The 19,696-nt window shown below is 57.9% G+C and carries 23 protein-coding genes; 14 read left to right on the forward strand and 9 right to left on the reverse strand.

All coding sequences use genetic code 11. The features are described from left to right. Positions 1-6: 6 nt before the first annotated feature. From A6U87_RS25260 to A6U87_RS25270, 3 genes are all read right to left on the reverse strand, one after another. On the reverse strand, positions 7-1,083 hold the full coding sequence (locus tag A6U87_RS25260) for an ABC transporter ATP-binding protein (protein WP_065694063.1): 1,077 nt from the start codon (positions 1,081-1,083) through the stop codon (positions 7-9). A gap of 44 nt (positions 1,084-1,127) precedes the next feature. Then, positions 1,128-2,645 carry a glycerol-3-phosphate dehydrogenase gene (glpD, locus tag A6U87_RS25265; RefSeq protein WP_065694064.1) on the reverse strand — a complete coding sequence of 506 codons (1,518 nt, stop codon included), beginning with the start codon at positions 2,643-2,645 and terminating at the stop codon, positions 1,128-1,130. A 200-nt stretch (positions 2,646-2,845) separates the two neighbouring features. Beyond that, positions 2,846-3,661, reverse strand: a complete 816-nt coding sequence (locus A6U87_RS25270) for a helix-turn-helix domain-containing protein (protein ID WP_065694065.1) — start codon at positions 3,659-3,661, stop codon at positions 2,846-2,848. 112 nt (positions 3,662-3,773) lie between these two features. Here A6U87_RS25270 and A6U87_RS25275 point away from each other — a divergent pair, with 112 nt between their 5' ends. Beyond that, entirely contained in the window at positions 3,774-4,985 is a 1,212-nt protein-coding gene (locus A6U87_RS25275) for an MFS transporter (protein WP_065694066.1), read from the forward strand. 138 nt (positions 4,986-5,123) lie between these two features. Then, positions 5,124-6,299 carry a GAF domain-containing sensor histidine kinase gene (locus A6U87_RS25280; protein ID WP_065694067.1) on the forward strand — a complete coding sequence of 392 codons (1,176 nt, stop codon included), beginning with the start codon at positions 5,124-5,126 and terminating at the stop codon, positions 6,297-6,299. Between the two features lie 36 nt (positions 6,300-6,335). Here A6U87_RS25280 and A6U87_RS30535 read toward each other — a convergent pair whose 3' ends face one another. Both A6U87_RS30535 and A6U87_RS30250 read right to left on the reverse strand, forming a co-directional pair. Continuing rightward, positions 6,336-6,632, reverse strand: coding sequence for a hypothetical protein (locus tag A6U87_RS30535; protein WP_065694068.1), 297 nt, complete (start codon positions 6,630-6,632; stop codon positions 6,336-6,338). Positions 6,633-6,796: 164 nt separating this feature from the next. After that, positions 6,797-7,351, reverse strand: coding sequence for a hypothetical protein (locus A6U87_RS30250; RefSeq protein WP_198928761.1), 555 nt, complete (start codon positions 7,349-7,351; stop codon positions 6,797-6,799). A 488-nt stretch (positions 7,352-7,839) separates the two neighbouring features. Between A6U87_RS30250 and A6U87_RS25295 the strand changes: the two genes are divergently transcribed. From A6U87_RS25295 to A6U87_RS25330, 7 genes are all read left to right on the forward strand, one after another. Then, positions 7,840-8,643 (forward strand): hypothetical protein, encoded by an 804-nt coding sequence (locus tag A6U87_RS25295; RefSeq protein WP_083199673.1) that lies wholly within the window; start codon positions 7,840-7,842, stop codon positions 8,641-8,643. Positions 8,644-9,250: 607 nt separating this feature from the next. Continuing rightward, positions 9,251-9,514, forward strand: a complete 264-nt coding sequence (locus A6U87_RS25300; RefSeq protein ID WP_065694070.1) for a hypothetical protein — start codon at positions 9,251-9,253, stop codon at positions 9,512-9,514. Then, the gene (locus A6U87_RS25305; RefSeq protein ID WP_065694071.1) at positions 9,511-9,885 is read left to right on the forward strand and encodes a thermonuclease family protein; all 375 of its coding nucleotides are present in this window, start codon (positions 9,511-9,513) and stop codon (positions 9,883-9,885) included. The genes A6U87_RS25300 and A6U87_RS25305 overlap by 4 nt, the downstream gene beginning before the upstream one ends. Positions 9,886-9,971: 86 nt before the next feature. Then, positions 9,972-10,181 (forward strand): hypothetical protein, encoded by a 210-nt coding sequence (locus A6U87_RS25310; protein ID WP_065694072.1) that lies wholly within the window; start codon positions 9,972-9,974, stop codon positions 10,179-10,181. Between the two features lie 284 nt (positions 10,182-10,465). Continuing rightward, complete coding sequence (locus tag A6U87_RS25320; protein WP_065694074.1) at positions 10,466-11,182, forward strand: SOS response-associated peptidase; 717 nt, start codon at positions 10,466-10,468, stop codon at positions 11,180-11,182. Positions 11,183-11,185: 3 nt separating this feature from the next. Then, positions 11,186-11,476, forward strand: a complete 291-nt coding sequence (locus A6U87_RS25325) for a hypothetical protein (protein WP_065694075.1) — start codon at positions 11,186-11,188, stop codon at positions 11,474-11,476. Between the two features lie 233 nt (positions 11,477-11,709). Beyond that, entirely contained in the window at positions 11,710-12,033 is a 324-nt protein-coding gene (locus A6U87_RS25330) for a hypothetical protein (protein WP_065694076.1), read from the forward strand. 601 nt (positions 12,034-12,634) lie between these two features. Here the strand turns inward: A6U87_RS25330 and A6U87_RS25345 are convergent. After that, positions 12,635-12,958, reverse strand: coding sequence for a DUF1515 family protein (locus A6U87_RS25345; protein WP_065694079.1), 324 nt, complete (start codon positions 12,956-12,958; stop codon positions 12,635-12,637). A 118-nt stretch (positions 12,959-13,076) separates the two neighbouring features. Here A6U87_RS25345 and A6U87_RS25350 point away from each other — a divergent pair, with 118 nt between their 5' ends. Then, positions 13,077-13,424: a DUF982 domain-containing protein gene (locus A6U87_RS25350; protein ID WP_065694080.1), complete on the forward strand. Its 348-nt coding sequence runs from the start codon at positions 13,077-13,079 to the stop codon at positions 13,422-13,424. Between the two features lie 8 nt (positions 13,425-13,432). Beyond that, positions 13,433-13,654, forward strand: a complete 222-nt coding sequence (locus A6U87_RS25355; protein WP_065694081.1) for a hypothetical protein — start codon at positions 13,433-13,435, stop codon at positions 13,652-13,654. On the opposite strand, the gene A6U87_RS25360 is transcribed toward A6U87_RS25355, so the two are convergent. From A6U87_RS25360 to A6U87_RS25370, 3 genes are read right to left on the reverse strand one after another with little or no spacing between them, the layout of a single operon-like run. Then, complete coding sequence (locus A6U87_RS25360; RefSeq protein ID WP_065694082.1) at positions 13,651-13,971, reverse strand: hypothetical protein; 321 nt, start codon at positions 13,969-13,971, stop codon at positions 13,651-13,653. The two genes, A6U87_RS25355 and A6U87_RS25360, sit on opposite strands and share 4 nt — an antisense overlap. After that, positions 13,953-14,411 carry a hypothetical protein gene (locus A6U87_RS25365; protein WP_065694083.1) on the reverse strand — a complete coding sequence of 153 codons (459 nt, stop codon included), beginning with the start codon at positions 14,409-14,411 and terminating at the stop codon, positions 13,953-13,955. Before A6U87_RS25365 ends, A6U87_RS25360 begins: the two co-directional genes overlap by 19 nt. Next, positions 14,408-15,199, reverse strand: coding sequence for a glycoside hydrolase family 19 protein (locus tag A6U87_RS25370; RefSeq protein WP_065694084.1), 792 nt, complete (start codon positions 15,197-15,199; stop codon positions 14,408-14,410). The genes A6U87_RS25365 and A6U87_RS25370 overlap by 4 nt, the downstream gene beginning before the upstream one ends. A gap of 715 nt (positions 15,200-15,914) precedes the next feature. Between A6U87_RS25370 and A6U87_RS25375 the strand changes: the two genes are divergently transcribed. Genes A6U87_RS25375 through A6U87_RS25385 form a run of 3 tightly spaced genes read left to right on the forward strand, consistent with a single transcriptional unit; the run spans position 15,915 to position 19,120 of the window. Continuing rightward, on the forward strand, positions 15,915-16,970 hold the full coding sequence (locus A6U87_RS25375) for a bifunctional glycosyltransferase family 2/GtrA family protein (protein ID WP_065694085.1): 1,056 nt from the start codon (positions 15,915-15,917) through the stop codon (positions 16,968-16,970). After that, complete coding sequence (locus A6U87_RS25380; RefSeq protein ID WP_158007299.1) at positions 16,963-17,604, forward strand: methyltransferase domain-containing protein; 642 nt, start codon at positions 16,963-16,965, stop codon at positions 17,602-17,604. Before A6U87_RS25375 ends, A6U87_RS25380 begins: the two co-directional genes overlap by 8 nt. Positions 17,605-17,608: 4 nt before the next feature. After that, a complete protein-coding gene (locus A6U87_RS25385; protein ID WP_065694087.1) occupies positions 17,609-19,120 on the forward strand; it encodes a hypothetical protein in 1,512 nt (503 codons plus the stop codon). Positions 19,121-19,696: the final 576 nt, after the last annotated feature.

The following is a 19,696-nucleotide window of genomic DNA, read 5'->3' on the forward strand; positions in this document are numbered from 1 at the left end:
GCCCCCTCAAGCCGTTGCGTCGGACGCGATTGCGCGCCCGTCAGTGTCGAACGCCATCAGGTGACGCACGTCGAGAAACACATCGATGTCCGTATCCGGGTCGATGTCGTGAATGCCGTGGGCCAGCATCACCCAGCGCACCCCGTCATAGTCGAGATAGACGAAGCTCTCGGAACCGGTGATTTCGGAAAGCTGCGTGCGCGCCTTGAGCCGCACCGCACCTGGGGTCTGCTCGGAAAGACCGAGGTGATGTGGATGAAAAGCAACCGTCACCGGCCCGTCCGCCATGCCGGCAAGGTGGCTTGGAACGGCAAAAATCTCTGCGTTCTGGCGCTGGAAAACGCCGCCAGCCTTCACGACGTCGATGAAGTTGAGCGGCGGATCGGCAAAGGTCTTGGCCGTTATCAGGTCCAGCGGCTTGCGGTAGACGCTGATGGTCGGGCCGAACTGCGTGACGCGGCCTTCCGAAAGCGTCGCGGTATTGCCGCCGAGGAGCAGCGCTTCCGAAGGCTCGGTCGTGGCATAGACGAAGATGGCGCCCGATTGCGCGAAGATCTTCGGCAGTTCTGCCCGTAGCTCCTCGCGAAGCTTGTAGTCGAGGTTGGCAAGCGGCTCGTCCATCAGCACAAGGCTGGCGTTCTTCACCAGCGCGCGGGCAAGCGCCGTGCGCTGCTGCTGCCCGCCGGAAAGGTTGAGCGGTGTACGGTCGAGATAGGGCGTGAGCCGCATGAGGTCGGCAGCCTTGCGCACCTCGCGGTCGATGGTCGCGGCATCCTTGCCTGCGATGCGCATCGGCGAGGCAATATTCTCATAGACGGTGAAGGCGGGGTAGTTGATGAACTGCTGGTACACCATCGCAACATTGCGCTTCTGCACCGGCATGCCGGTGACGTCGACGCCGTCGAAATGAATGGAGCCGCTTGTCGGACGATCGAGCCCGGCCATCAGTCGCATCAGCGACGTCTTGCCGGAGAGCGTCGGCCCCAGCAGCACATTCAGCGTGCCTCGTTCAAACGCAAGACTGGTTGCGTGGATATGATAATCCGCGCCCACCATCTTTGCGGCGTTCCGCAATTCTAGCATTCCGGTTCCCGTGCCTCCTCACAGCGGGGACCACATGCCGCTTCTTATCCGGCCATCTGAGCCGGTAGCGCGGCGATGTACTCCTCCAATAACCCAGCCTGCTCCTTGGTCAGGCGCAGGCCTTCCTTCGTTCTCCTCCAGAGCACATCATCGGCGTGCCTGGCCCATTCATGGTCGATCAGGTAGCGAACTTCCGCCTCATAGAGGTCGCTCCCGAAACAGCGTCCGAGATCCTCGATCCTCTGCGCCTGACCCAATAAGATTGCGGCTTTCGTCCCGTAGCGCCGGACAAGGCGCCGGGCGTGCCCGTCCGCGAGGAAGGCATAATTGCCCTTCAGCTTGCGGACCTCGTCCTCGTATCCGGTTGCCGGAAAATCCCCGCCCGGCAGATGGCTCTTTGCCGTCCACGGCGCGCCTTTACTGCCGATCGCTACGGCGATCTTCTCCAACGCATGCTCTGAAAGGCGGCGATAGGTGGTCAGCTTGCCGCCGAAAACGTTGAGAAGCGGCGCCTGACCGCCATCGCCTTCCATCTTCAGCACATAGTCGCGGGTCGCCTCCTGCGCCTTCGACGCGCCATCGTCGAACAGCGGACGAACCGCCGAGTAGGTCCAGACGATATCCTCTGGCCGCACCGGCTCGTTGAAATATTCGCTCGCCGCCTTGCATAGATAGGTCGTTTCCTCGTCGGAAATCTTCACATCCTTCGGATCGGCCGTGTAGTCGCGATCGGTAGTTCCGATCAGTGTGAAATCCTGTTCGTAGGGAATCGCGAAGATGATGCGGTTGTCGGGGTTCTGGAAGAAATAGGCCCTGGGGTCGCTGAACTTCTTCTTCACAACGATATGGCTGCCCTGGACCAGTCGCACGTGCCGCGCCTCATTCTGTCCGAAGGCGGCGCGAATGACGTGATCGACCCACGGGCCAGCAGCGTTCACCAGCATGCGCGCCTGGAACCGCCCGGTTTGCCCGGTCACCGTGTCGACGGTCTCGATCACCCATAATCCATTCTCGCGTCGCGCCGAGACGACCTTGGTGCGCGGCATGATCAGCGCGCCCTTGTCGGCCGCATCGCGGGCATTCAGCACCACCATCCGCGCATCATCGACCCAGCCATCGGAATATTCGAATGCCTTGGTGAACAGCGACTTCAACGGCTTGCCGGCCGGATCGCGGCGCATGTCGAGCACCTTCGTCGCCGGCAACAGCTTGCGGCCGCCCAAGTGGTCATAGAGGAACAGCCCAAGGCGGATCAGCCAAGCCGGCCGGATCCCGCCCTTGTGGTAAGGCAGCACGAAGCGCATCGGCCAGATGATGTGCGGCGCCATCGCCCAGAGAATCTCGCGCTCCATCAGCGATTCGCGCACGAGCCGAAACTCGTAGTGCTCGAGATAGCGCAGACCGCCGTGAATGAGTTTGGTCGCGCCGGACGAGGTGCCCGAAGCGAAATCGTTCATCTCGGCAAGGGCGACGGAATAACCGCGACCGACAGCATCGCGCGCAATTCCGCATCCGTTGATGCCGCCGCCGATAACGAAAAGATCGTGAATCTGACCGCTCACGTTTCCCCATGCCCCCTAGAATGCCGCAACGCAACACGACACCGCAATTGCGAAAGTAGCGATACTAAAAGCGAAAATAATTCGAATGTCAAACGAATGTGTATCGAATTTCGAAAAGGCACAGAATTAGAATCCGACCACCCGTAATCGCGGGCCAGCGATATTGAAAATAAGGTTGCGGAGGTGGATGCGGCTTAGTTCTAGTCCGGCGATCGGAAATAGGCGCGTGGGGCCGCGCCCAGCATTCGCCGAAACATCGTCGTGAACGCCGCAGCGCTTTCGTAGCCGAGATCGAGAGCAACCGCAGTAACCGATTCGCCGGAAGCCAGACGTGGCAAAGCGGTGAAGACGGCCGCCTGTTGCCGCCACGTCGACAGGCTGATTCCAGTCTCTCTTCTGAAAGCACGGGTAAATGCACGCCGGCTCATCGCCATCCGTTCGGCCCAGTCCTCGATCACCAGATGCGCGCTCGGATTTTCGATAAAGCCGCGACAGAGCGCAGCCAGGCGCTGGTCGGCGGGAAACGGCAAACCGAGCGGTCGGTCCGGAAGCCGCAGAACCTCTTCCAGCAGCAGCGCCATGATCAGGCCATGCCGCACCGGATTACACACCTCTTCCGGCGGCACGACCGCTTCCACGATCAGTGCCCGGGCAAGGTCGGTGAGCGCCACGACGCGTATGGCCGTCGGACGCTCAGTCAGAGCGCTGGACGCGACGTAGGCCGACAGCATCGTCACGTCGCCCAGCATATCGACCGTGTGTTCGAGGCCCGCCGGAATCCACAAGGCATGCTCCGGCGGCACCATCCAGCGCCCCTGCCGGGATGAGACCATCACCACGCCGGTGCGCGCATAGACGAACTGCGCGCGGCTGTGGCTGTGGGCCTTCACGTGATAGCCGGAGGGATAGTCCGATGGGATGGCGTAGACCGGTTCCGACGCCGCTTCGATCGCAGCAAGACGCTCAAGGTGAAGCCCCGCCAACTCGCCTGCTGTCGGCTTTGATCCGTTCTTCATCAGTTCTGGCCCACTTGCGAAACAATAAGACCAAAACACGAAAGCGGGACGTGAACAAGTCGTCTATCCCAGAACCGTCAAACGACGGAGTAGAATCGTGACAAACAGCGCAATGACAGCAGAGAGACACTCTGCGGAACAGACCGTGTTCAGCATCATCATGGCGGTGAGCTTCTGCCACCTTCTCAACGACACCATGCAGTCGCTGATCCCCGCCCTTTATCCGATGATCAAGGACAGCTACAGCCTCGACTTCACGCAGATCGGCTTCCTTGGTCTCGTGTTCCAGGTCACTGCGTCGCTTCTACAGCCGTTGATCGGTATTTATACGGACAAGCGTCCGCTGCCTTACTCGCTGTCCATCGGCATGGGCTTCACGCTGATCGGCCTGGTCCTGCTCGCCTATGCGCATGCCTATTGGGTGCTGCTGGTCGGCGCCGGCGTCGTTGGTCTCGGCTCGGCGGTGTTCCATCCCGAATCCTCGCGCGTTGCCCGTCTTGCCTCGGGCGGACGGCACGGCCTCGCTCAGTCTCTGTTCCAGGTCGGCGGAAACTTCGGTTCCGCGATCGGGCCGCTGCTTGCAGCCTTCATCGTCCTGCCGCGCGGCCAGCAGAGCGTCGCATGGTTCTCGCTCGCCGCATTGACCGGGATGATCATCCTGTGGCGGGTCGGCTCCTGGTACGCCAACCATCGTCGGACCAGCGCCGGCCGCAAGAACGCAACGCACGCCGTTGTCCTTCCGCGCAAGAAGGTGATCGCCGCGATCGCGGTCCTCGCGCTGCTGGTCTTTTCGAAATACGTCTACATGACCAGCCTCTCGAGCTACTACACCTTCTACATGATCGAGCGTTTCGGCGTGTCGGTGCAGGAAGCGCAGATCCTGCTGTTCGTCTTCCTCGGCGCGGTTGCCATCGGCACGGTTGCGGGCGGTCCCATCGTCGATTGGTTCGGCACGAAGTTCGTCATCTGGTTCTCGATCCTCGGCGCGCTGCCCTTTACGCTGGCCCTGCCCTATGCCGATTATACCTGGACGGTCATCCTGACGTTCCTGATCGGCGTCATTCTGGCGTCCGCCTTCTCGGCGATCGTAGTCTTCGCGCAGGAACTGGTACCGGGACGCGTGGGAATGATTGCGGGCCTGTTCTTCGGCTTCGCCTTCGGCATCGGCGGCATTGGTGCCGCTGGCCTCGGCATGGTTGCGGACCGCATGGGCATCGAGTTCGTCTACCATGTCTGCTCGTACCTGCCGCTGCTTGGCCTGCTGACGATCTTCCTGCCGGATATCGGCAAGGGCCGCCGCCACGCGACCAAAGCCGCCGGCTAGGTATTTCTGAACTGAATTCTCCAGGAAAGGCCGAGGTTCCCCGCCTCGGCCTTTTGTCGTTCACAATTGCGCATGCCGCTGCCAGCCGGTACGATCCCTTCACGTTGGCGCAGAGAAAGCGAAGTTTACCCAAGCAAAATGGCACATGACTTCCAGCAGGACATAGATGCAGTCCAGAAAATCGCAGCCGTTCCGACCATTCTCGACGTTGTCTGCCGATCGACCGGGATGGGCTTTGCGGCAGTCGAAAGGGTCACGGAAGATCGCTGGATTGCCTGTCAGGTTCTCGACCACATAGCCTTCGGTCTACCCGCTGGCGGCGAACTGAACGCGGAAACGACGCTCTGCCACGAAGTGCGCCAGCACCGCCATCCTATCGTGATCGACGATGTCTCCAAAGATCCTATCTATTGCGACCATCGCACACCTGAATTGTCTGGCTTCCAGAGCTATATCTCGATGCCGATCGTTCTGCCGGACGGACGCTTTTTCGGCACGCTGTGCGCAATTGACCCTAAGCCGGCCAAGCTCAACAATCCGCAGACCCTGGGCACGTTCAAACTGCTTGCCGAGCTCATCGCATACCATCTGGACGCCGGCACCAAGCTGAGCGATGCGCAGGAGAGCCTGCTGAGCGCACAGACGTCATCCGAACTGCGCGAGCAGTTCATCGCCGTGCTTGGACACGACCTCCGCAATCCCCTGGCGTCGATCAACGGCGGAACCAACCTGCTGCTGCGCGAGCCCCAGACCGAGAAGGCCCAGAAAATCATCCGCCTGATGCGCGGCAGCGTCCTGCGCATGTCGGGGCTCATCGACAATGTGCTTGATTTTGCGCGTGGACGGCTGAGCGGCGGACTGGCGCTGCAAAAGGAAAGCGGGCGCCCCCTGGCCCCCACACTTGAGCAGGTGGTCGCCGAGATCAGCGCCGGCCATCCGGACCGGCAGATCGAGCTGGCGATCGATCTCGCAGCCAGCCCCGATGTCGACCACGGGCGCCTGGCGCAGATGCTGTCGAATCTGGTCGAAAATGCCGTTACGCACGGCTCACCCGATGAGCCTGTCCGCGTTCGGGCACATATGAGCGAGGGCCAGCTGGTTCTGTCCGTAACCAACGCCGGGACACCCATTTCAGAGAGCGCCCTGGCACAGCTCTTCCAGCCCTTCAGCCGAGCCGAACCCGGCTCGGGCATGCGTGGACTGGGACTGGGACTCTATATCGCCTCGCAGATCGCACAGGCCCACGGCGGAAAATTGGAAGCCGCCTCCAACGAAACCGAAACGACCTTCACCTTCACGATGCCGGCGGCCTGATCTCAACGGAAACGCCTGCAATCCCGAAGCTACGCTCTATCGGAAATTATAGAACGACTGCGGATCGTAGACGCACGCGTAGTCAAGAACGCATTGCTTTCCAGCTGAATCGCGAAAGTTCGTCCTGTCGCGCTTGTCACCCAGCTTACATTTCGCCGGCGGATAGCGGAACGTGCGACCTCCGATACCAACACGAACAAAAACCGATTTGTTCTGCCGGATGAACTGCGCAACCTCGCTGCAGGTGTGATCGCGGGCATTGATCTCCGCGGCCGCTGCCGCAATGGAGGCCGAAGACAGCAAAACCGCAGCAGCTATAATCACATGTCTCAATGAAGCCTCCTAGTTGAACTTGGAGTTAAGCAGCACTTTCGCATACGCCGCAAGCTGGAGAAAAGTGCTGCCGCATCCGCTGGCGCCAACGCTCTTTTTTGAGATCGCTTGCCCAGGCGCTGATTGTAGCCCAGAAAATGACCAGCCCGACAGACGTCCACGACCTACAATAAAAACAACATCGACGATCCCAAGCGGCGAATGTGGCTCATCATGACAAGGTTCGCCGGGCTGCCATATTGGCGCCGCCAAGGCAAAAACGCTTTGCCCGCAGGCGCTTGTTTTGTGAATGGGATTGACGGCCGTCCTATTCCGCCCATTTCAAGAGTGGCACCGGTTCGGCCTTGGAGATAATGATGAATTTCACCCAGAAAATGTTTCGATCGTCGCTCTTCCCATTTATGCTTTCGCTGGCAATATTGACGTCGCCGCTCTCGGTTCCCCGGGAGGCGAGCGCTCAGATCGGTATCAACATCGGTGTTGGCAGCAGCCTGAACCGCGGGCGACCGATAAGCTGCCCTCAGGGTGAACGGCTGCTTCGCGGTCGCGGCTTCCGTGATATCAATCGGGAAAACTGCCGCGGCAGGTTCTTCAACTATCGCGCCTCGCGCAACGGACAGCGCTTCGAAGTCGCAATCCGCCAAAGCGATGGCCGCATCGTCGACATGCGGCGGACCAGCCGACGGTGGTAAGTCCTTTCGGCCCACCTTCCCAACCATGCTTGTAGATCTCGGAAACGAGCCGATCGGTGAAGGTAACGTGCTGGGAACCCGCGATCTGCCCTCCGCTTGGGGGAGCCATCCTGCCCGAGCAATCGCCGTCGATTTCGACGGTGATCTGAATGCAATTGATTTTGCTTCAAGATTTTATAGCTGGCCCCTCACTTTCCACCCTGTATCTCCGCCACGACGGGAACCCATCAGCCGCTCGGCCACTTGCGTCGAAGAGGGCCTGGGATGAGCCCGAGACCAGCTTATCGACCGTTGCATTTCTGAATTGTAACTTGCGTTTTCAATGGGATACGAGATATCGGTTGACAGGATCCCTTTTTATGACGCTGTAGGTACATCACGCTTAAGGCCCGAATATCGAGTTGACCATGCGAGCTACAAAAAGCGCACGTCCCTTTCGTAGATCGCTTGTAAAGATCGGTACCAGAGTTCTTCTTGGGCGCTCCAGAAGTCACTTTCAGGACTGGCTTCCGGGATTGAAAATCACACCTGCCACGGACAGCAATGCCACAAGCATAGTCTATAAGGGCGAGGCGGTCGGAACCGCCCTGAACTTTGCCACCCTGCAATGGCCGGATACGATCGCCATCGTCGGGAGTGGACCGTCGATCAGTCACTCGCTGATCCGCCGTATTGCGCCCCGCCAGGCCGTTCTGCTGAACGGCGCCATCAAACTTATGGAAACAGAAATCCCGGACCCGCTCGCTATTGCGGTCGAAGACGAGCGTTTTATCTGGCGCCATTTCGACTTCCTCCAGGACCATGTCAGCCGAGAAACAACCTGTTTGTTATCGCTTGCGGCCATTCGAGCCATTTGTGCCCTCGATAAGAGTTGGCTCTCAGGGAGGAGGATCGTTCTGATCCGGAATGGGCTCGCCCCTTACCGGCACAAACGGCGAAGCCTGCGGGACTTTGCGCAGGAATGTCCCGTGTTTGAAGCAGGTGAAGGAGCTATCTCCCTCGATCCCGACCGCGGCACTGTTCCCGCGGGTTCGGTAGCGACAACCGTTGCGCAATTCGCCCTTGCGGCCCGTCCGAAACATATCCTCTTCTTCGGCATTGATGTGAACAACTCGGATCAGCCTCGATTCTACGAAAAGACGAGTCACTCGTTCAGCGGTATCGCGCGGGCAGAAATACGAATTCTCCGGGCATTTGTAGCGATTAAGCGGTACGCTGATGAGCAAGGGATTGAGCTGTCATGCTGTTCCTCGGTGTCATCGCTTTTGAAGGTCGGCTATCCCTACGATCCGACCTACTACACGCGCGACGCCCTGTGATAGACCGCAAGTCGGCGGGTTCGTTTGTCCCCTTGCTCCAAAGGCTTGGTGACATGTAGAACTGCGCCCGCGCTCGCGCTATCTGAAGAGGTTCAGGCTTTCCTGCGGTGCGGCGGCCCGCAAGAACGGTGCTTAACGCGCTTTCTTCAATTAACTCGCGGCAGTTGGTACCGACAAGCCTCGCTCGCAGGTAGCCCGCCTCCTTGGTTGTAGGCGGTTTCTCCGCCGCTATTACCCCGAGGGAGGAATGGCAGTTGAGAGTGCCCCTAAGTTATTGAAATTCTGGCGACCCCTGCAGGAATGTCATTTTCCGCAGATTAGTTAGCAAAAACAATGAAAATTGCGCTTTGTGAGGGGAAATCAGGTGCGATTGATTTTGTTCAGGAATTTTATCGCCTACCCCTCACTTTTTGCTCCATGATCGCGTCATAAGCGAAGAAGCCTACAGTCCCGCGAGAGATGGAGCCGAACGAAGCTCGGCGAGCACGATGATCCGCGCGATGTTCTCTTGACGTTCTGCGCCGAAGAAGTCATTTCATGTCTAGCTTCGGGCGGAAGCTTCAATCAAATCGACATGTGGCAGTCGATCCTATCGAGGCGATGACGCATGATTCAGAACAAGCCACCCACCCTGGGAATGTTCCGGCTGAAGAAGATCAACGTGGAATGCTCCACCTGTGGGCGCCACGGCATCTACGATCGAGATCGGGCAATCGAGCAATACGGTGCTGATTGCACGATGTTCGACTTCTTCCAAGGTATATCGAATTGTCGAAAATCGAACTGCAAGGCTGGGTGCATGGATCTCATCTACATGTTCATGAACGTGCCCGAGGTTAAAGGCTCCCGCGATCGGGATAGCCTCCGATGATCGCTACCCTGCTCGTATGCGTGTCACTCACTGCCATCGACGGTGACACCGTCAAATGCGACGGACAGAACTTGAGACTGCTGGGAGAAGGCGTTCCCTTTGTCTCTGGCGTCGATACCCCTGAGATCGGAAGTCATGCCAAGTGCATGAAGGAACGCAAGCTGGCCTTGCTGGCCAAGGCGAGGCTGAAAGAGATTTTGGCCGAAGGCGGCCTAACGATCGAATTCTATGGTGTGCGGGACAAGACGCCTTCGCGGCGGCCGCTGGTCAACATCTACGACCGCAACGGCAACGAGGTCGGCCAACGCCTATTGAAGGAAGGCTTCGCTCGTGAGTGGCGCCCAGGGCGGCACAACGATTGGTGCAAATGATCCCTCCTTGACTCTCGTCGCAACGAGAACATAATGGGAACAACGAGCATTGCTTAGCCAAAAATAACCTAAACTGGAGAGCCGTGATGTATCCGCGGAACGAGAACGTGCGCCTTGAGCTTGAGGAGATTGACTACGTCGCGGCGGCACTTGCCTGGCACGACGGCGACGCGTGCGCTACCATCGCCACGCTGCTTGAGGACATTCGGCATCTGCGGGCGCAGTTGCTTCTGACAGAGGGCGCCATGAGCCGCGGAATGACGCGAGGATGGACGCCGACGCTGGATCGGAAATGAACATGCGTCACCGCAGGGGCATCAATCTGGCGCCACCTGGAGACTACGCCGTCGATCTAACTCGCGAAACCCTTGGCTCGTTGGCGGAAATGTATGTGTTGGTCGCCGCCTGTCCGGCATGCCTGAAAAACTCACCGATTGATCGATGGGAGCTCGGCCGGCAGGTTGGCAAACGCATCACCCTTGCCAATCTAGCGAAGAGGCTGAAATGTTCCGCATGCGGCAACCACACCGGGAATAGATTTCTGCTGGGAAAGCTACCCCGAGACTGACGGGAGACCAATGTGTGCGGACGAATCTACATCAAAGCAACTCTCAATGAGATGCTTCAGAACTTCGCGTTTGCTGCCCGTCGCGACGTCGATGGGCTGAGCAACCAGTTTCCCAGATATAACGGCGCTCCCTCCCTCTACTACCCGATCATCATCCGCGACATGGTACGCGAACCCGATATCATGGGGCCGGTCTTCGTCACAGCGCGGTGGGGGCTGCAGCCATCGTGGATGAAGCCGGGCGGCCGCCCACCGCCGATCAACGCTCGACGCGAGGGGATCGCAACCAACGGCCTATTCAAGTCCGCCTACCGGTCGCGACGGTGCCTGGTGCCAATCAACGGTTTCTTCGAGTGGAAGGACATCTTCGGCACGGGCAAGAACAAACAGCCGTACGCGATAGCCATGGCCGAGGACAGCCCCTTTGCACTTGCCGGCATCTGGGACACCTGGCGCGACCCGACCACCGGAGCCGACGTCCGCAACTTCGCCGTCGTGACATGCCCGCCAAACGAAATGATGGCGACGATCCACGACCGAATGCCAGTCATACTGCATCGCGACGACTACGAGCGCTGGCTGTCTCCAGAGCCCGATCCGGACGACCTCATGGCACCCTTCCCCGCCGAACTTATGAAAATGTGGCCTATTGACCGAAAAGTCGGATCGCCAAGGAATGACACGCCGGACATCCTGGATGAAATCGAACCAGCACCGACCGGGGACTGAAGCGTGTCGATAATCTCAGACTTTGTGGTGGAGTTGATCAGGGCGACGAACCAGGTTCATTTGGTCACCCCTTTCGAGCGCAGGCGCCTGATCGCACGGGGACTGGGCACTATCGCAGATCTTCGCCACAGTTTGGACGAGCGCGGCGTGGTCACTACCATGTCGTCGCGGATACTGAAGGAAGTAGCAACGCTGCTGGACGAACCGGACGATACCCCTGCAGAGATATTCGGCGTCGCCCTCATGGTCTTGGCTGACGAGATCAACAAACTGTCGAAACTCGCGGCGCCATAGCGTCGGTGTCCTTTCCCCGGACGCGAAATGAAGCCAACTGGCCCGCCCAGCCCGCGGGGCTTCTTTCGAATGGAAGGCTGTCCGCCATCGCTTTGGAATAATCTAGCCACTAAAAACTACTTGTGGGTGATTTGTCATTAACGCTTGCAACAGGCGCGATTGATTTGCCATCATAACCTGTGGGCCGGTTGGACCGCACAGGAAACGCGTGCAAGTGAAAATCGGGGGATTTCATGACCAGCCAACGCAACACGACGGGACACGTGACGGTGTCCTTGCTCGAGTGGCAGAACGTGCACTCGCAAGACGACTCGTCAAAGGATCTGCTCGGCTACGCAGCAGAAACGCCTGATGATTTGTTCTACGCTATCGAGATCGAGCGTACCAACTTCCGCGTCTGCAGCGAAGACATCGATCTAGGACGGCACAAGAAACTCGAAGATGCGAAAGCTGCGGCTCAGAAAGACTATGAGAGGCGAGTATTCCTCTCCGCAGGCGTCGAGCCAATCGATAGCAAGGGCGAGCGAAATTGGTTCGCGAAGGTCCTTCGACGCTAGAATCCTTTCGGAGAAAGGGGCACTTTCGTCGACAACGGCGGGGAACCGTTTCTCTCTTCTTACGTTGCTTCTTCAATACCGCCGTTCGAAGGATTGTTGGAGACAACACATGAGAAAGCTAGTCATATCAGTTGTAGTTGCCGTTGCGGCAATGACAGGCGCCGCCGCGCCAGCACTGGCAGATACCGTTATTCGCCTTGGTCCAGGGGGCGTATACGTCGATCCCAGCCACCGAGACTATCGAGATGATTATCGCCGATACGAACGAGAAGATTACCGACGGAACCCTGCAGACTGCCGCACCAAGAAAGAACGCGTTTACAGCAATCGCGAAGACAGATGGGTCACGAAGGCAACACGGGTTTGCTATCGATAGCCTTGGAAGACATCCGAGCGCCCCGCTTCAGTAACTCGTTGTATTTTCATCATTGAAATCCCATGGCCCCGCTCCCTGCGGGGCTTTTTGCGCCTCCAAAGGGGAACATTCCTGGTAGCCGCAGGTTAAAGGGTTGATCGTCCTGCTTCCAAATCACGACGATCGGGCGGAGGGATCTTCCTTCCTCAATGCTTCCGAAGAGCCCTTCGCCCTTATAGAGCGGCTTCATCGCCTCAGCACCCAGCCGATCAGCTCCCCGAAATACTGGGTGACCAGAAACGTCAGCATCGAAGCTGCTATGCCGACCACAGCCAGGGCTCCAATGCCTCTCTGTTTCATAGCCTTCACTTCATCGACCGTCGGCTTCATCTCCTCGACGTCCTCACGGATCGTGGAGACATAAGCTTCGACCTTGCCGACACGCTCAGTGACCGTCTCGATCTGACGATGCATCGAGGCTCGGCTGGCGTCGGCTTTCTCTTCCGATCGGCGCATACCCTCAAGGAGCATATCGACTTTCGCTGTCAGCATCCCGATTTCGCGGTGCATGATTCCTTCATCCGTTGGCGTCAATTCCCTGCCCTTTTCAATGCCGCATAAATGCATGTTTTCTAATGGAACGAATCACTTGAACGCCCGTTGAGTCGCGTCAGCTCGGGAGGGCGTCATGACCCAAGAAGAACTCTCAGATGTCCCGATCACGCCGCTAGGCATCGGGATCGAAGGCCAGCCGGGAAAGTACCGGATTGCGAAGACCGTCAACGACCTCGCCGGCACCCTGTTGGGTGACTGGCACCATCCCAAAGACGATATCTGGCGAGCCGCGGTATCGGCATGCATCCGAGCGTTCGAAGCTCAGACCAATGGAGACGCTGCAAGAGCTGCCTTCATCTTGGCCGCCGACGATGCCGAGCTCCCCCTGATCGTCAACAGCGACAACCTCTGGCCTCGTGGCGCGCCGCGCGATCAACCAAAGAGACTTCCCCAATGGAAAGCTCGATCAGCACATCACTAGGACTACCTATGGAACGGCATTTTGAGGCGCGGAACGCCATTCTTGAGCTTCTTCGGTCGAACGGCTACACCCCCGACGACATCGTCAGCCTCTACACGATCGGGGTGCCATTGGTCGCTCAGGGCCTCGGCGAGGGCGAGTTAGCTGAAGCCCTCCTCGACCTTGAAGACGACGAGATCATCGAGCTCATTACAGACACCAACAGCTTGAGGTTGTTGAGCCCGCTCTAGCCTCCGCCTGCCTTGCCGTACTTATCACGCATATCCGTGCCCCACTTGGCGCAATCGTCCGCTCGGCGATCGCGATTATCAGCAGAGACCTGCCAACGGTAGTTAATAACGACCCACGGTTCATCTCGCGTCTTCACACGTTCAACCTTCGCAGTGCAGGCAGGGGGAAGCGGTGGGAAGTCGAACTGCGCCCTCGCCTGCCCCTCGACCACTGCAGCGTTGGTCACACGTTTCTCTGCGTTCTGATATGTCTGCTCATCGGTGGTTGCGCAGCCAGCGAGCAGAGCCACGGTCAGGATCAGTGTTTTGCTTGCCATTCTCGGTCTTTCTCGGTTGGGCGCGACAGATCTGGATCCTGCGCTGCTTCCTTGAGGATCTGCTCGAGCTTTGCGTCGGCCGATGCTTTGGCCTTCTCGGATTCTGAGGCGCGCCTGTCGGCCTCCGCCGTCGCTTCGTCTGCCATGCGGCGCAAAGCGCGCTCACGCGCGATCGTTGCGTTCGCAGCAGCGAGTTCGGCGACTGAAACAAGCTTCTCCAGCTTGCCGTCACAGACTGCGCGCTGCTGGGCCGTGGCGATCCTCACCTGTTCGGCGGCATAGGAATGGACCTTGCCGGTGGTGATGTCCCCAACGATCGGAAGACTGGAAAGGAATGGCACTCGATAGGCGCCTGGGATTCCCTCGTAGTAAACGAGCAGGAAGACGACGCAGCAGCCGGCGAACCCGAGATAACGGGCAATTGCGAGGATGACCGTCATAGGCCTTCCCACTTCGACATGAACAGCCGGTCCTTGAAGATGTAGACCAGCAGCCCAAGGACAGCGACGAAGAGCACCAGCGTTGTGATCGGGATGCCGAGGTTATCGGAGATCGACTTGCCGCTATCGACAAGCTGCGAGGCCTCATAGGCCTGCGATCCGATACCTGCCAGCGATGGGCCCCCGCCGAACAGCGCCGCTTTCCCCGTTTTGCTGGACGCCACGCCCTTGCCGCCGATCTCCGAGACCTGACCATCGCCCCAAATGGAGACTGCCTTGCGGAACCACGCGCGGCGATCAGCAAGCCCATTGTAGCCGCCATTGATCTTCTTCGTGATGGTGCGGATATCGTTCTTGTCGGCCCAAGCATTGAGGCCGTGCTCGGTCCAGTACCAGATTGCCGAGCGGAGAGCCCACGGCATCTGGGCGAGCTGATCCGGCACCTTCTCGAAATCCGGGCAGCCGGGATAGCGGGTCTTTCCCCAGTCCGTGAACGCCCGATGGTTCGCGCGGCCGGTTGTCTGGATGAGGCCGTGGCCCTTGAACTTGATGCCGTCTCCCGGCTGCGTATTCCCGAGATCCGTACGGCCTTCGTAGGCTTTGCCGGAGGCGTATTCCGACATGGTGTGGAAGCCGCCGCTTTCGTGGGCGATCTGCGCCATGAAATGGCAGATACGCGCCGGCGTGTTGATACCAGCAGCGTTCAGGTCGTCGTTCGCATCCGAGAGAGCAGCAATGATCGTCGGCTTGCCACCCGGAGCAAACCGCTTCAGTTCGTCAATGTTCATGAGGTTTTCCCAGTGATGTTTCAGTTTCGGGCACACATAGGGAGCGGGTGTAACCCTCGGTTATCCCTATGAAGTCATTCAGATGGATCGAATCGATGGAGGGGGATCAAACAGACCTAGCCGCGTCACCCCTAGCGGTAGGAGATCCGGCAGGCGGACCATGCGAGGATCGATGTCGGATCTCCGCGCGACAACTATTTCACCGAATGGTAGTCAACTTACGTCCAATGGCGGAAGTGAAAGCAATGGGCAGTTGTGGTTTTCTGTTCCCGACCGAGATGCGGTCAGCTTCTCTAGTACTGCGTATGGCCCGCTGCGCTGAGCGGCGGGCTTTTTCAATGCGAGGTGAACATGCCGCACTATAAAGAGATCCGTCGGTTTCGTTGCGAAGGAGCATCAGGGCGCCACTATACGGTGATCGAGCAGTCGCTTGTTGCCTCCGCACCTAAATTTGCCTCAACAGACAATCCGCGAACTGATTACCTAACCGACGACGGGGAAGTTGCTGAGCGCCTCGACGACAGCACCTTTCTGCTTCTCGTCGCGCACGAGGTTATTCGTGTCCAGCATTAGGGTGCGCGCCAACGTGGACCGGCTACCGATCTAGTCCGAATTCGGCAGCTACTTATACGACCTGAGGATAGTCTCGACGCGCTATTGACAACGCCCACGCGCGTGAGGCAAGGCTCGACACACACTCGATCAGGGCTGTCTAATGGACCAGATAACTCAACTCACTTCTGAACCCTGGGTGCTGATCCCAGCGTATCAGCCTACCGAAACGTTGGTTGACCTGGTGGAGTCCATCAAGCGAGATACGAATTTCCCCGTACTGGTCGTCAACGATGGCTCGGCAGAGCGGTGCCGTTCGATATTTGAAACGCTTGAGAAAAAGCCCGGCGTCGTTGTGATCCACCACGCGGTCAACCGGGGTAAGGGGCAGGCCCTCAAGACGGGCATCAATCACTTCCTTGTCGTTTCGTCCTCAAGCTGTCCCGGGATTGTCACCGCCGACGCTGACGGGCAACACCTCCCCTCCGACATCCTCCGCGTTGGTCTCGAGGGAAAAACAGGAAGCGACTTGATACTCGGTTCGCGAACGTTTGCCGATGGCGTGCCATTAAGAAGTCGCTTCGGAAACCTTTTGACGATGGGCGTTTTCCGAGCGGTTGTAGGGCAGAAGATAACTGACACCCAAACGGGCCTGCGTTACCTGCCCCGCGCCATGCTCCCGAAATTCCTGAGAATTCCCTACGGTGGATACGATTACGAATTGGCCATGCTCGTCGAGACGGTGAAGTCCGGCGCCAACATCCGAGAGGTTCCGATCGAAACCGTGTACATCGACAACAACTCCTCGTCGCACTTTAACCCGCTAAAAGACTCTCTCCGCATCTACTTTGTATTCGTTCGCTTTGCCGGCGTGTCGATTGCAACCGCAGTGCTGGATTTTGCGGTATTTGCGGCCGCGTTCAGTCTTCTAGGCAACATTTTTTGGTCGATCTTCGCGTCTCGTTTGGTAGCCGGAACCTTCAATTTTGCGGCCAGCAAGCGGGTTGTGTTTAAGAGTGAAACCTCTGTCGCGCCTGAACTCGGAAAGTATGTAGCTCTCGTCGTGCTGCTGATGGTCCTGTCTTGGCTTTCTACTGAAGCACTTTCCGGTCTGATGAACGGTCACGTGCTCATTGCCAAAGCGCTCGCCGAGGGGGCGCTGTTCCTGGCTAGCTTCGCCGTGCAGCGAACATTTGTTTTTGGAGCTAATCGTGGTTGAATTTTCCGAGAAAACTGACTGGGACGACTACTATGACCACGTTCCATGGACTGCCCATGTCACCAGGCGAATTACGACCAGTGTATTGATCGACCTCATCCATCGCCACCAACCGGCTCGCCAACCAGTCATCGTGGAGCCGGGTGGCGCGAACAGCTGCTTCTACCAATCGTTCACGAGCAAATTTTCACCCTCGAAATACTATCTTTTCGATCTGAACGCTAAAGGCCTGAAGAAGTTCTCAGACCAGAATCAAGATGGAAGAGCTCATTGCGTCCTCGGAGACATCTTGAACGATGTCGGGGCGCTCAAAGGCGAAGCTGACCTCGTATTCAGCGTTGGGCTCATTGAACACTTCGACAAAGCAGACACTCGCAGAGCGGTCGCTCGGCACTTTGAGATCGCAAAGCCAGGCGCCCTTGTCCTTGTGACTTTTCCGACTCCCGTCTTCGTATATCGAGTGATCCGTGGCGCGCTCGAGGTCACCAAAACGTGGAAGTTCCCGGATGAGCGCCCACTGAGATTCGACGAAGTCCGCGACGCTATCGCGCCGCACGGGGAAATCCTCGAGGAGCTGACCAATAGAGCGATCGGCCTCGCTCAAGGCATCATCATCGCCAGGAAGCACCGCTAGAACAATGTCGGCTAACGAGATCGAAGCACAGACTTTCCCGGCCGGTACCGAGGCTCGGATTTCGGCATCAATTCAAGTGGCCGTCATAATTCTGATAGCTTTGCTTGCGTTTGCTCAGACTTTTTCCAGCGGCCCCTACGAGGGAATAGCCGATGGAATGCGGTATCTCGCTTCCGGCCACAGCTTGATCACTGAGGGGCACGGCTACAGCAACCCAATTCGCTATGACCAGCTGGCGACAAGCTTTTTCCCGCCAAAACCCTACCCTTACCCGAGCCAACTGGTTCAGCTTCTACTGGGCGGGCTTATCGCCCTGGGCGCTTCCCCAAATATTTCCACGCTTGCTCTCGCTAACTTGATCGCGTTCGCCGGTTCCCTGTTCGCCATTTTCGGAATATTGCGCGTTGCTATCGACGCGGGATGGGCGCTCGCTGGAACTGCCTTTATCGGTCTTACTGTTCCTCAGTTTCGATATATTTCGCTGAATTTCGCGACCGAGGCCTGGATGATGCTGTTCGGGCTGATCGCGCTTTGGGCCATACTCAAAGGCCGATACGTTTTAGCCGGCGTGTGTCTGGGCTTCGGGTTTTTCTTTCGAGCTCAGATATCGGCCTGGCTTCCAGCTTCCATAGGAAACCCTTTCCCTTCCCGGCGTAGAATAATGGGCTTGTTATTGGGTATTTCGGCCTCTGCCATTCTCACGTGGTTGGCGTTGAAATTAATGTTTCCAAAAGCCGGTGAATCTACGACGGGATTTTACGGCAGGGTTTTCACGCAAAAATACACCCTGTCCCCGTCACAAGCGATCCAGGTAGTCAGCGACAATCTCTACGATTTCAAATGGCTTTGGTTTTCGTTCGCGGCATCGTTCGCACTCTTGATCGCGGCTCGGATACTGAAGGCGGGTGCGGCCGCACGAGAGGTAACGGCGTTTTATGTGACGAGCACCGTAACGATGGCGCTCTTTGCCTTCTATATGGCGGGCACGGTTGGTGACGGTGTAAGCGATCGCTATTTCGTTCACCTAATTTGCCTGTTCTGGTTGGCTCTTTTCTTGCTGATCGGTGATGTCCTAACCAGACGCACCGCTTCCTTTCGTCATAGTCGCTACATCGCGGCCACAACCTCTGGCGTACTCGTGCTGATTAGTGCATTCCAAGTGGATTGGGCGAACGCGAAGCAGAACTTCATGGCTGAAGATTTCCCCCCGGCCATCTTCGAAAGCGTTGGAGCCGGGAGTATCATCATGGTCTCCTACGGAACCCCTGTTATCTCGCTGCAGATCGATAAGGCTAGAAAGGTAACCTTCCCACCCTACGAGACCTTCATTGCTGGCGATAACCAGAAGGTAGATTTCCTATTCCTGGACGCAAGGAACGATGGCATCCCCGAGGACTGGCAAGCATCGTGGGACGTCGAGGAGATCAGAGATGGTTCAGGAGTTACCTTCAAGCGAGAGGCGTCCTTCGAATCCCCCGCTCGTTCTTCCCGATTGTTCCGTCGCGTTTCGCCGTAGGCTCCGCGATTATGGCCATACGATTTCGGGAAGCTCGTCCAGTAATTCTTGAACGGTCGACTGCGTACGCTCCCCGGAGCCAACTTTGACCTGCTCATCGTAGACGTAGAGCCAGACCGCGTCCCGCCAAGCCACGAACGTTTCCGCTTCTGCTTTCCATGCCGCCTCGGTCGAGGTTGGATAGGACACTCCAGATTATTGTGATTGTGACAACGAAAAAGGACCGCCGAAGCGAGCCTTTACAAGGTGTCTATTATGTAAGCAGTCGTGCTAGTCGTTGATGCCGCGGTAGACCGGGAACGCAGAGTGGTGTTCCTCGTCAGACATTACTGCTGCAGGCACTGTCTCACCGGTGATCCAAGTTGTGGTGCTCATCTTCAAGTAGGCAATCGGCTCCCTTTCACAAAGGACGACCCGCATAGACTTAAGATAAGCCTTGATCGCTGCTTGCATCGCCTCGGTGGTTATGCCGGCACCTGTTGATTCCCATTGAGAGCTGACCCGGCGTTTCCACCGAGAAGTGACCCGCTTTTAGGTATCGTTTGTGTTAGTCGTAGTGGTCAAGTTCCTGCGTTT

The organism is Rhizobium sp. AC44/96 (assembly GCF_001692185.1).
Lineage (GTDB): Bacteria > Pseudomonadota > Alphaproteobacteria > Rhizobiales > Rhizobiaceae > Rhizobium.